This window comes from Flavobacterium sp. LM4 (assembly GCF_002017935.1).
Taxonomy (GTDB): domain Bacteria; phylum Bacteroidota; class Bacteroidia; order Flavobacteriales; family Flavobacteriaceae; genus Flavobacterium; species Flavobacterium chungangense.
Genome location: NZ_MUFW01000001.1, coordinates 2146802 through 2160339 on the forward strand (window position 1 = coordinate 2146802; position 13538 = coordinate 2160339).

Sequence of the window (13538 nt, forward strand, 5' to 3'; positions counted from 1 at the left end):
AAGTTTCGCAAGGAAATGAATGATAAAAATCATTGAAATTAGAATAAATTATTCGTTTCTTTGTATTATTAAGAATGATTATAAACAACACCATAATGATTAAAACAGATATACTTATAATTGGAGCAGGACCAACAGGTTTATTTGCCGTTTTCGAGGCAGGATTATTAAAATTAAAATGCCATATCTTAGATGCTTTGCCTCAGCCGGGCGGACAACTTTCTGAATTGTACCCTAAAAAGCCAATTTATGACATTCCTGGTTTTCCGGAAGTGTTAGCGGGAGATTTAGTAGACGGATTAATGGAACAGATTAAACAATTTGAACCTGGTTTTACTTTAGGTGAGCGTGCAGAAACTATCGAAAAACAAGAAGACGGAAGTTTTATCGTAACGTCAAACAAAGGAAAAAAATTCCACGCACCGGTTATCGCAATTGCCGGAGGTTTGGGAAGTTTCGAACCCAGAAAACCTCTTATTGAAGATATCGAGTTTTATGAAGATAAAGGTGTAAAATACTTCATCAAAAATCCGGAGAAATTCAGGGATAAAAGAGTGGTTATTGCAGGAGGAGGAGATTCAGCATTAGACTGGAGTATCTTTTTAGCAAATGTAGCTTCAGAAGTAACTTTGATTCACCGTAGAAACGAATTTAGAGGAGCTTTAGATTCTGTAGAAAAAGTACAGGAATTAAAATCAGCAGGAAAAATCAAATTGATCACACCAGCTGAGGTAATCGGAATTAACGGTGCTGAGCACGTAGAATCTTTGGATATTGAGGAAAACGGAGCACACCGTAAAATCGAAACGGATTTCTTTATTCCACTTTTCGGATTAACGCCAAAATTAGGACCAATTGGAGACTGGGGACTTGAAATCGAGAAAAATGCGATTAAAGTAAACAACGCATTAGATTACCAAACCAACATTCCTGGAATCTTTGCCATTGGAGATATCAATACTTACCCTGGGAAATTAAAATTAATCCTTTGTGGTTTCCACGAAGCAACTTTAATGTGCCAGGCTGCATACGGAATTATCAACCCAGGTAAAAAATATGTATTGAAATATACAACAGTTTCTGGTGTTGACGGTTTTGACGGAACTCGTAAAGAAGCTCCAAAAGCGGTTGTGAAAGCAATAGTGTAGTCTGAGTTTCTAAGTTGCTGAGCAGCTAAGGTTCTGACAGTTTATATTATAAAGCTCAAACTTTTTAAGTTTGGGCTTTTTTATTGATGTTAATTTAAACTTAGTCTGTAAAAAGTGAGGTAAATTTGCAGTATTAATTTTTTTCAGAAAGAGAAATTTTGATTTTAGCATTTTGAATTACCAATATAAAATACTAACTTTAAGAAAGTATTAAACAAATTATCTATTATGAACAATGATGAACAACTACTAGAAGAAAATTCCAAAGTCGGCAGTGAAATGAAAATGACAGATAATGAATTAACAGATCATCAGGAAGTCATGGATACATTTCTAAAATGGGACAGAAGTTTTTAAACGACCCCATTCTGATCACCTTAATAAGCCCGTAACGCTGGGTTTATAGACTAAGATTTTAAAATCGAAAGCTCAAACTGATACATAGTTTGAGCTTTTTTATTTTAGAAAATTTAAGCATAAAGCCTCAGAACCTTAGTGTTTTAGAATCTTAAAAAAAACTTGCAAGTCGAAAGGCTATTTTGTACCTTTGCGCCGTTCCTAATTTTATTGAAAGTTATCACGAAAGGCCGAGGGAAAGACCCAATGAAACCTTAGCAACCCTTTGCCATAAAGAAGGTGCTACATTCTACTTAATACAACAAAATGTATTCAAGATAGATAACGCAAAATACATTACGTATTTCTCAAAAAACTTTTCCTGACAACTTACAATATTTCGAGCGAATCATTGACGCATTTTTGCAGTCAAAATTCCCGCTTTCGCCTATATTTCTCCGCTTCACTGCGAGGATAACGGCTCAAGCGTAGTTTACTGAACTCCTGTGAAAATAGAAAATAGGTGAAGTAATCGGGGCTAATGAGCCGGCAATAGTGAACTTTTGAAATTAATAATGATTAAAAAACTTAGCATCTTAGAACCTTAGTAGCTAAAAGATAAAAAAATATGTCGATTACAATTCAGGAAGCAATCAAAAAAAATATCCTAATCCTTGACGGAGCAATGGGAACCATGTTACAACGCTACAACTTCTCAGAAGAAGATTTTCGTGGCGAGCGTTTCAAAGATTTTCTGCATCCGTTAAAAGGAAACAACGATTTATTATCCCTCACACAGCCACAGGCAATTCGTGACGTACACGCTGCATATTATGAAGCGGGAGCAGATATTGTAGAAACCAACACATTCTCCGGAACGACAATCGGTATGGCCGATTATTTCATGGAAGATCTGGTTTACGAACTTAACTACGAATCGGCTAAAATTGCGAGACAAGTAGCCGATGAGTTTACCGCTAAAAATCCGGATAAACCACGTTTTGTAGCAGGTTCAATAGGGCCGACAAACCGTACGGCAAGTATGTCACCAGACGTGAACGATCCGGGTTACAGAGCGGTAACTTTTGACGATTTACGAATCGCCTACAAACAACAAGTTGAAGCTTTAATGGACGGCGGATGTGATTTACTGTTGGTAGAAACCATTTTCGATACGTTAAATGCAAAAGCAGCACTTTTCGCAATCGAAGAAGTAAAAGACGACCGTAATATCGATATTCCAATCATGGTTTCAGGAACGATTACCGATGCTTCAGGAAGAACGCTTTCCGGGCAAACGGTAGAAGCGTTTTTGATTTCAGTATCACATATTCCGTTGTTGAGTGTTGGTTTCAATTGCGCTCTTGGAGCCGATTTGTTGAAACCGTATTTAAAAACGTTATCTCAGCATACACAGTTCAACGTTTCGGCACATCCAAATGCAGGTTTGCCAAACGCATTCGGACAATATGATGAAACACCAGAACAAACTCAGGCTTTAATCAAAGAATATTTAGAGGATAATTTAATCAACATAATCGGTGGTTGTTGTGGAACGACTCCGGATCATATTCGATTGATTGCAGAAGTGGCGAAGGATTATAAGCCAAGAGTGGCGCCGGTTTTTGCATAACGTTTACATTTCCTGCAAGGTTTTTAAAACCTTGTAGGTATAATATTTAACTACGAATTATGAAAAAGGTGATTTTTTTAAGTGTTTTAATTTCTATTTTATCTTGTAAAAAAACAGAGGATAAATCTGTAGAAAATAAAGTTTTACTAGAAGTTCCAAAAGAAATTGAAGTTAAAACAGATGAAAAGGAAATTGAATTACCCGAATACTCTTTAATAAAAAAGGAAGATATAAGCATAAAAACATCAATGGATGCAAATGCTGTGACAAATAAAAGATTTACTTATAAATATTTGGTAGCAAAAACTATTACAAAAACTCAAATACCACTTTTGTTAACTAAATTGATTGAAAATATTGTTCAAAAAGATAATGATATTGATGACGTTACAGTCTGGTTGTATAGTGATAAAAACTTGATTGATGGTTCTTATGATGTTGCAATGGCTACTTTCAAACCCTCTAATGGCGAAGTGACTAATGAAATTGCATCAAATAATGATAAATCATCATATGTTGCAAATTTTGAAATTGCAAATAATTTTGGAGAAGGTTTAGATAGAGAATCGAATAATACAGTTGTTTCGGGATTAAGTTTTGATTTAAGAAAGAAGATATATAAAGAATTAGCCAATACTGAAACAAGAGCAAGAGAAAAATTAGATAAAATTTATCCTTATACAGCTAATTTTGATACCGATAATTATGCTAATAAATTAGATGAATTGACCAAAAAATATGAAAAAGAAATTTCGAAAAAATATAAAATCAATGCTGAAACTGTAAAAAGGATTTATGAAGAAGGAGATAAAAATGAATGGTATAATTACTGAAATTATCTCGGAGAAGCATAAAACCTCCGCTAGCGCGAGCTTCCAGCTCGTGTCCACAAAGGGATTTAAAAAATTATAATTGGAAACGTGCACGAGCGTGACGCTCGCGTTAGCAAAAAAAAAATACAATTAAAATATCGGAGAATTATAAATTTATTATGAAACCGAGTTTGCGTGAGGGATAGAAGTGAAAAGCCCACAGACCGATGTAGTGATAACGAAATTGGTCGAGGACTTGCAACGGATAGCCCGGCCCTTGGGACACGCCCAAAAATTATAGAAGATAAAGGTTAAAACCTTATAAAAATAGAATTGAAAAACTCAGAGCCTTAGAATATCAGGATCTTAGTAACTTAAAAAGAAAATGGCAGAAAAAAGAAGAGACCTTGTATTAGCAGGATTAGAACCGTTAATCATTACGCCCGAAAGTGTTTTTGTAAACATTGGAGAACGTACAAATGTAACCGGTTCGCGAAAATTCCTTCGCTTAATCAAGGAAGAGAAATATGACGAGGCGCTTGATATTGCAAGACAGCAGGTAGAAGGAGGAGCACAAATCATCGATATTAATATGGATGAAGGAATGTTGGACGGTGTAAATGCCATGACCAAATTCCTAAACTTAATTGCTGCAGAACCGGATATTTCGAGGGTTCCTATTATGATCGACAGTTCGAAATGGGAAATTATCGAAGCGGGTCTTAAAGTAGTACAAGGAAAAAGCGTTGTCAACTCGATTTCGTTAAAAGAAGGAGAAGAAAACTTTATTCACCACGCCAAATTAATCAAACGATATGGTGCGGCGGCCATTATTATGGCTTTTGACGAAGTGGGTCAGGCAGATAATTACGATCGCCGTGTGGAGATTTGCCAGCGTTCGTATGATATTTTGGTCAATAAAGTAGGCTTTCCTCCGCAGGATATTATTTTCGATTTGAATATTTTCCCGGTTGCAACAGGAATGGAAGAACACCGCCTGAATGCAATTGACTTTTTTAGAGGAACAAAATGGGTTCGTGAGAACTTGCCACACGCACATATCAGCGGTGGTGTGAGTAACGTTTCGTTTTCTTTTAGAGGAAATGATACGGTTCGTGAAGCGATGCACTCGGTGTTTTTATACCATGCAATTAAGGACGGAATGACGATGGGAATCGTGAATCCGGAGATGCTGACAATTTACGATGATATTCCGAAAGACTTATTAGAACACGTTGAAGACGTAATATTAAACAGACGTGACGACGCTACAGAGCGACTTTTGGATTTTGCAGAAAATGTAAAAGGCGAAGTAAAAAGCGATGAAAAAGCCGTTCAGGAATGGCGTTTTGGAACTGTTCAGGAACGTATCACACATTCGTTGGTAAAAGGAATTGACGCTTTTATCGAAGAAGATGTAGAAGAAGCACGTTTGGCAGCAACAAAACCAATTGAAGTTATCGAAATCAATTTGATGACAGGAATGAACGTGGTTGGAGATTTGTTCGGAAGCGGAAAAATGTTCTTGCCTCAGGTTGTAAAATCGGCTCGTGTAATGAAAAAAGCGGTGGCGTATTTATTGCCGTTTATTGAAGCCAGCAAACAAGCCGGAGACAAATCCGGAAACGGAAAAATCCTGATGGCAACCGTAAAAGGTGACGTTCATGATATTGGAAAAAACATCGTTTCGGTAGTTTTGGCTTGTAACAATTATGAGATTGTAGATTTAGGTGTAATGGTTCCTCCGGAGAAAATCATTGCAGCGGCGATCGAACATGAAGTTGACATTATTGGACTAAGCGGACTCATTACGCCTTCGCTTGATGAAATGGTATATCTGGCTAAAGAATTAGACAAACAAAACATTAAAATCCCGATTATGATTGGGGGAGCAACAACTTCCCGCGCCCATACAGCCGTGAAAATTGCACCTCAGTACAGAGAAACCGTCATTCACGTAAACGATGCTTCGAGAGCTGTTACCGTTGCGGGAAATCTGTTGGATCATAACCGAAAAATATATGCAGCAGATATTCGTGCAGAATATGATGCTTTTAGAGAAACCTTTTTAAATCGTTCGAGAGATAAAAACTTCCTGACGATTGAAGAAGCCCGTAAAAATAAATTACAATTGGATTGGTCTGAATATACTCCGACCAAACCTAAAAAAATAGGCGCACAAATCGTCGAAGTAGAATTGGATGTTTTGGTTCCGTATATCGACTGGACACCGTTTTTTCAAACGTGGGAATTGCATGGGAAATATCCGGCGATTCTAACGGATGAGGTTGTTGGTGAACAAGCCACTTCTGTTTTTGCAGATGCTCAGGCAATGCTGAAAGTGATTTTAGAAGAGAAAAAACTAAAAGCAAAAGGCATTTACGGAATTTTTCCTGCCAATCAGGTTGACGACGACGATATCGAATTGCGTGATGAAAACGGAAAGGTCTTAGAGAAATTTTTGACGCTTCGAGTACAGTCACAAAAAACGAAAGGTGCACCAAACATCGCTTTAGCCGATTTTATTCTGCCAAAAGAAAGCGGTATTGATGATTACATGGGAGCTTTTTGCGTTACTACTGGTTTTGGGGTAGACGAATGGGCGGCAGAATACGAAAAGAATTTAGACGATTATAATTCGATTATGGTGAAAGCACTTGCGGATCGTTTTGCAGAAGCTTTCGCCGAATATCTTCACGAGAGAGTGCGTAAAGATTTCTGGGGTTATGATTCAGATGAAGCTTTAACTAATGAAGAATTGATTAAAGAAAATTATAAAGGAATCCGTCCTGCTCCGGGTTATCCAGCTTGCCCGGATCACTTAGAGAAACCAACGATCTGGAAACTTCTGGATGTTGAAAAACAGATTGGAGTAACCTTAACAGAAAGTATGGCAATGTGGCCGGCTTCGTCAGTTTCAGGATATTACTTCGGAAATCCGAAAAGTAAATATTTCGGACTCGGAAAAATAAAAGAAGATCAGGTTACAGATTACGCCAAACGCCGAAATGTTCCGCTCGATTACGCAATGAAATGGTTAAACCCTAATATAGCAGATTAAATTAGTCGAAAGTCAAAAGTCGTAAAGTCCGAAAGGAAAGACTTTAGACTTTAGACTTTACAACTTTAAGACTTAATAATGAAAGTAACAGAACATATAGAAAACGCCAAAGGAAAAACATTATTCTCATTTGAAATTATTCCGCCTCAAAAAGGCAAAAGCATTCAGGAATTATACGACAATATCGATCCGTTAATGGAGTTTAAACCACCTTTTATTGATGTAACGACTTCGCGCGAAGAGTTTATCTATATCGACAAAGGCAACGGACTTTTAGACAAAAAACTAACACGTATGCGTCCGGGAACGCTTGGAATCTGTGCTTCTATAAAACACAAATATAATGTGGATACTGTGCCGCACCTGCTTTGCGGAGGCTTTACACAGGAAGAAACCGAATATATGTTGGTTGATTGTCAATATTTGGGAATCAATAACGTCATGGCGCTTCGTGGTGACGCAATGAAACACGAGCAGTCTTTCGTTCCTAAAGACGGCGGTAATCACTATGCTGTCGATTTGGTTCGACAAATCAACGATTTGAACTGTGGTAAATACCTTCATGAAGTGATGGATATAGACAACAGAGCCGATTTTTGTATTGGAGTTGCCGGTTATCCGGAGAAACATCTTGAGTCGCCTTCTTTGCAGTCTGATTTAAAAAGATTAAAAGAAAAAGTCGATGCCGGTGCAGATTATGTTGTTACTCAAATGTTTTTTGATAATGCTAAATATTTCAACTTTGTAGAAAAAGCAAGAGAAATGGGCATCACAATTCCTATTATTCCCGGAATTAAGCCAATTGCTGTTCAAAGACATTTACAAGTTCTGCCACAAATTTTCCGTATCGATTTACCGGAAGATTTGATTGATGCTGTTGACAAATGCAAAAATAACGCTGAAATCAAACAGGTAGGAATCGAATGGGCGATTCAGCAGTCTTTAGAATTAAAAGCAGCCGGAGTTCCGTTTTTGCATTATTATTCAATGGGTAAATCTGAGAATATTCGCCAGATCGCGAGTCAGGTTTTTTAAACTCATTCTAAGTCTTTGCGAGGAACGAAGCAATCTCATGCTGTATATCTTTGAAGTTCTTACTAGTTTGGTTGCTTCGTTTCTCGAAATGATTCCAAATTTTGCGAAAGAGCTGGAATTTAGAATTTTTAGATTTAATTTTAGCAGCTAATCCAGCTGTCCACTGTATCTTTTGTGGCGAACCCCGCCACAAAAGGATGCCGTTCCCATCTGGGCTGGGGCATTAGGAGTTTTAATTTCAATTTGTATTAAATTTGAACATTATGAAAAATGAAGAATTACAGGAAATTGCCTCTCAATTAAAACATCCAACAGAAGAAAAGGGAATTGAAATGGGTAATATGATGAACGAAACGAACATCAATATGACGCGTCATTCAATTCAAAATCTTAATATATCAAACGAAAACAGAATTCTTGAACTAGGCCACGGAAATGCCGGGCATGTTGAGTTTTTGTTTGAACAAGCTGAAAAATTAAAGTATTACGGACTCGAAATGTCTGAGTTAATGTTTCAGGAAGCGCGCCAGATCAACCGAAATTTTGTTTCCCAAAAACAAGCTTTCTTTTCGGTTTATGATGGAAATACAATACCATTTGAAGATGGGTTATTCGATAAAATATTTACGGTAAATACTATTTATTTTTGGCATAAACCAGAAGAGTTACTTTTAGAAATTTACAGGGTTTTAAAACAGAATGGAAATTTCTGTTTGACATTTGCAGAGGAAAGTTTTATGAAAACACTCCCGTTTACACAATTTGAATTTGAGCTTTACAGTACTGAAAAAGCACTAAAACTAATTGAAAAAACGTCTTTTAAAATTGTTTATACCGAAAGTCAGACAGAAAAAATAAAAAGCAAAACTGGCGAACTGGTCGACAGGGCTTTTACGACAATTGTTCTGGAAAAATAAGATTAGAAATGAGTATTAATTTTAGTACTCTTTTTTTATTTAATTTTAAATCGACTCTTTTTTCGCGAATTAAAATACTTTTAAATAATGGAAGTTAAAAAAATCAATTTTCTACAAAGTTACAGCAGTATCCTTTTGCTTCTTGGCGGGATTATAGTCGGAAGTATTTTTGGGTTAGTATTTGGAGAAAGAGTTGAGGTAATAAAACCACTTGGAGATATTTTTCTGAATTTACTTTTTACAGCGATTATTCCACTTATCTTTTTTACAATTGGTTCTTCGATTGCTAATTTGGAACAAACGGAGAAGTTAGGAAAACTGTTTGTAATTATGATATTGGTTTTTCTTTCAACGCTTCTTATTTCTGCAATTGTAATGATTTTTGCGGTTTATCTTTTCCCGATTCATCAGGATATAGCAATTACTAAAGTTCCTTTTGAAAATATAGAATCAGGATCTGTAGGTGATCAGATCGCAAAATTGGTTACAGTAAATGATTTTTCAGAATTGTTGTCTCGAAAAAGCATGCTGGCACTGATTATATTTTCGTTTTTAATTGGTTTTGCAACATTGCAGTCAGGTGAAAAAGGAAACGCATTCAAGAGTTTTCTGAATTCCGGAAACGAGGTTATGAAACAGCTTTTGAATAGTATCATGAAATTTGCACCAATCGGTTTAGGAGCTTATTTTGCTTATCAGGTTGGTATCTTTGGACCTCAGTTGTTTGGCGTTTATGCTAAGCCTATGGCTGTTTATTATGCCGCCTGCGTATTTTATTTCTTCATGTTTTTCAGTTTATATGCCATAATTGCTGGAGGAAAAAGAGCTTTTAAAGTTTTTTGGAGCAATAATATCACCCCTTCTTTAACCGCGATAGGAACTTGCAGCAGTATCGCAACTATTCCTGCAAATTTAGAAGCTGCCCAAAAAATGGGAATTCCGGAGCATGTCCGAAATCTGGTAATTCCGCTTGGAGCACCTTTACACAAAGACGGTTCAAGTATGTCATCGATTCTTAAAATCACTTTTTTGTTTGCCATGTTTGGAAAGGATTTTACAGAACCTTCAACAATTCTTCTGGCATTGGGAATCACCATAATTGTTTCGATTGTCGAAGGCGGAATTCCGAACGGAGGTTATATAGGTGAAGTTCTCGCTATTACGGTTTATGGTTTTCCAATGGAACAAGCTTTGCCTGTTGCCATGATTTTAGGAACATTGGTCGATCCAATAGCTACTTTATTGAATGCTAATGGCGATGTCATTTCTTCAATGCTTGTTTCGAAATTTTCAGATAAGACAAAATGGTAACAATAATTGTGTTAGTTATTCATTTTTAATGATATAGCGAGGATTTTGTTACAGATTTAAGTTGGGAATAAAACGTTAATAGGTAGGAGTTTAGGATTCATCGTCCATTTCTGCAGATTGGTCTAAAAGTTTAACAATTGATTTTTTTATAAAGTAGTTTTACTGAGATAAAATAACTTTATTTTGAATCGGATCAACTTTTATTTAGCATTCAGTATACTTTTTTTTGTATCAAAATTGCAGGCTCAGTTATGTACCGGGAGTTTGGGTGATCCTGTGGTTAAATTAGATTTTGGTTCAGGCACATCAACACATGGCACAGCTTTGGGAACCGGAATTACAAGTTACAACTGGACTACAGCAGATTTTCCAAACGATGGTTCTTATACAGTAGAAAGCAGGACGAACACAGCAGGTACCTGGTGGACAACAACAGATCATACAGGAGGAGGTTATATGATGGTGGTAAATGCAAGTATATCTACAACCGATTATTTTTATAAAAATACGGTTTCCGGTTTGTGTGCAGGTACTACTTATGAATTTGCTGCCTGGATCATGAATCTTTTGAGAACTCAGGACAATAGTCCGCCTAATATTACTTTTACAATTGAAGATACGGGAGGGACAATTTTAGGGACCTACAGTACTGGAGATATTGGTTTGTCCAGTAGTGCTACATGGAAACAATACGGATTCTTTTTTACCACACCTTCGGGAGTTTCTACGGTTGTTATTCGAATGCGAAATAATAAGGCAGGTGCTGCTCCGGGTAATGATATTGCTCTGGATGATATTACTTTCAGAGCCTGTGGGCCAACGGTTACTTCAACAATTGTAAACGAATCAGTGACTAACCTGGAAGTTTGTGAAGGTGAATCAAGGTCAATTACACTAAGCGGTTCTGTTTCGTCTTCAGCCTATACAACAGCTGGTTATCAATGGCAAAATAGTGTTGATGGAGGAATAACATGGACGGATGTTGCTGGGGCAAATGCGGCTACTTATACTTTTGTTTCCGGTGGAACCGGTATTTATAAATATCGTCTCGCTACTGCTGACAGTTCCAATATTAGTTCTACGAATTGCCGTGTCTTTTCCAACGAAATAACAATAAATGTAAAATCCGGCCCTATAAAAGCCACAATAGAAACCACTCAGCCCAATTGTGATGTACCTTCGGGAACTATTACAGTAACAACTCCGACAGGCCTTTTGTACAGTGTAGACGGTGTGAATTATCAGTCATCTATGGTTTTTTCAGGTTTGGCGGGTGGTGATTATAATGTTACTACCAAAAGTTCCAGCTGCGTTTCGGCTCTGGTTTCAGCTCATATTAATTTAGTAGCAGTTTCTAGTGAGACGCCAACAATAGATATTGTTCAACCTGTAATTTGTACAAATCCATACGGTACAATTACAGTTACCAGCCCGGATGCTGAGTATAGTTTTGACAACGGTTTATCCTGGCAGGCAAGTAATGTAAAAACTGGATTTGTTCCGGGTGATTATTGGGTCAAAACACGAAATAGTACATTGTGCGAAACCACACCAATTAAAGTAACAATTAGCATCCCGCCGGGATACCCGCCAACTCCAACAGTAAATATTACGCAGCCAGATTGTTTTACGACTACAGGAACCATTACGGTTACAGATAGTGCGGCGTCTTATAGCTTTGATGGAGGCCAAAATTGGATATCGGGTAACACTAAAACGAATTTGGTTCCGGATATTTATCAGGTTGTGATAAAAAATGCAATTGGCTGTGTTTCCCTTGTTCCAAATTCAGTTGAAATCAAAGCTTTTGTAAATAACGAACCACTTCCTGTTGCAACAACACCACAAACTTTTTGTATACAGCAAAATGCTGTTATTGATGATATTGCCATTTCTGGCACAAATGTAAAATGGTACGATGCAGCTGTAAATGGAAATTTGCTTACCAATACAACAGCTCTGCAAAACAAAACCTACTATGCGTCGCAAACTTTAACGGGTTGCGAAAGTTTACGTATTCCGGTAGTAATAAACATTCAGGATACATCAGCACCAACAGGGGATGCGGCACAAAATTTTTGCACAACACAAAAGGCAACTATTGCTAATCTTGTTGTTGCGGGAACAACTATCGTTTGGTATAACAACGTAAATGGGGGAAATGTTTTGCCAATCACAACAACTCTACTAAATGGAATAACATACTATGCTACGCAAACTGTAAATGGTTGTGAAAGTGTAAACAGATTAGCCGTTTCAGCATCTGTAGTATCTCCAAGTTTACCAGTAAATGACAGTACAGATTTTATTTGTGATGAAGGAAACGATGGTTCGGAAACAATAGACTTAACTGCTTACAATTCAAAAATAACGACTTGCAGTTCCTGTATTTTTACCTATTTTACATCATTGTCGGGTGCAGAAAACCAGATAATAGCAGATCAGATTGCTACACCGGAGAATTACAGTTTGGCTTTAGGAACTTCAATAATTTATGTGAGAGTTGATTCTAGTGATAAATGTTATCAGGTTGTTCAGCTGAATTTAGGATTAGTGGCCGCACCTGTTATCGCCATTTCAGATACTGTTACGTTATGTCAAAATAAAAATGTTTCTATAGATGCAAGCTCCGGTTTTGATAGTTATTTATGGTCTACAGGGGAGGTTTCACAATCGATAACGGTTTCTGATGCCGGATCTTATTCGGTTTCCGTAACTCAAAATCATGGAAATACGATTTGCTCTTCAACCAAAAACTTTGAGGTTAAATTATCCAATAGCGCCACAATTTTAAATATAGGCACTAAGGATTGGACAGATGAGGAGAATATAATCATGGTAGAACTTGCAGACAGCAGTTTAGGAGATTATGAATATTCAGTTGATGGAATTACTTATCAGGACAGCAATACTTTGTCGGGGTTACAAACGGGAGATTATGTTGTATATGTGCGGGATAAAAACGGATGCGGAACTGTAAATCAGGAAGTTTTTCTGCTAAATTATCCTAAGTTTTTCACGCCAAATGGAGACGGCTATAATGATACATGGAAAATAAAATTCTCAGAAACGGAGCCTACAATAAATACCAAAATTTTTGACAGATACGGTAAATTCATTAAAGAACTAAACGCAGCATCAGCCTGGGATGGGACTTTTAATGCTCATGAATTGCCTTCAACAGATTACTGGTTTGTGGTAACAAGAGCAAACGGCAAAGTTTATAAAGGGCATTTTGCAATGAAAAGATAAATTTTTTCTTATAAATGCAATTGTTTAAATTCG

The 13538-nt window shown here is 36.9% G+C and carries 8 protein-coding genes and 1 riboswitch; all 8 genes read left to right on the forward strand.

What is annotated here, in order from left to right:
• Positions 1 to 95: 95 nt before the first annotated feature.
• The gene (locus tag BXU10_RS09630; protein WP_078227143.1) at positions 96 to 1148 is read left to right on the forward strand and encodes an NAD(P)/FAD-dependent oxidoreductase; all 1053 of its coding nucleotides are present in this window, start codon (positions 96 to 98) and stop codon (positions 1146 to 1148) included.
• A gap of 571 nt (positions 1149 to 1719) precedes the next feature.
• Positions 1720 to 1833, forward strand: a riboswitch (SAM riboswitch).
• 279 nt (positions 1834 to 2112) lie between these two features.
• Positions 2113 to 3117: a homocysteine S-methyltransferase family protein gene (locus BXU10_RS09635; RefSeq protein WP_078227144.1), complete on the forward strand. Its 1005-nt coding sequence runs from the start codon at positions 2113 to 2115 to the stop codon at positions 3115 to 3117.
• 59 nt (positions 3118 to 3176) lie between these two features.
• A complete protein-coding gene (locus tag BXU10_RS09640; protein ID WP_078227145.1) occupies positions 3177 to 3950 on the forward strand; it encodes a hypothetical protein in 774 nt (257 codons plus the stop codon).
• A gap of 364 nt (positions 3951 to 4314) precedes the next feature.
• Positions 4315 to 6990 carry a methionine synthase gene (gene metH / locus BXU10_RS09645; protein WP_078227146.1) on the forward strand — a complete coding sequence of 892 codons (2676 nt, stop codon included), beginning with the start codon at positions 4315 to 4317 and terminating at the stop codon, positions 6988 to 6990.
• Positions 6991 to 7068: 78 nt separating this feature from the next.
• Positions 7069 to 8025: a methylenetetrahydrofolate reductase [NAD(P)H] gene (metF, locus tag BXU10_RS09650; protein ID WP_078227147.1), complete on the forward strand. Its 957-nt coding sequence runs from the start codon at positions 7069 to 7071 to the stop codon at positions 8023 to 8025.
• Positions 8026 to 8288: 263 nt separating this feature from the next.
• The gene (locus BXU10_RS09655; RefSeq protein ID WP_078227148.1) at positions 8289 to 8942 is read left to right on the forward strand and encodes a class I SAM-dependent methyltransferase; all 654 of its coding nucleotides are present in this window, start codon (positions 8289 to 8291) and stop codon (positions 8940 to 8942) included.
• A gap of 87 nt (positions 8943 to 9029) precedes the next feature.
• Positions 9030 to 10253, forward strand: coding sequence for a dicarboxylate/amino acid:cation symporter (locus BXU10_RS09660; protein WP_078227149.1), 1224 nt, complete (start codon positions 9030 to 9032; stop codon positions 10251 to 10253).
• 237 nt (positions 10254 to 10490) lie between these two features.
• The gene (locus tag BXU10_RS09665) at positions 10491 to 13505 is read left to right on the forward strand and encodes a T9SS type B sorting domain-containing protein (protein WP_078227150.1); all 3015 of its coding nucleotides are present in this window, start codon (positions 10491 to 10493) and stop codon (positions 13503 to 13505) included.
• The last annotated feature ends 33 nt before the right edge of the window (positions 13506 to 13538 follow it).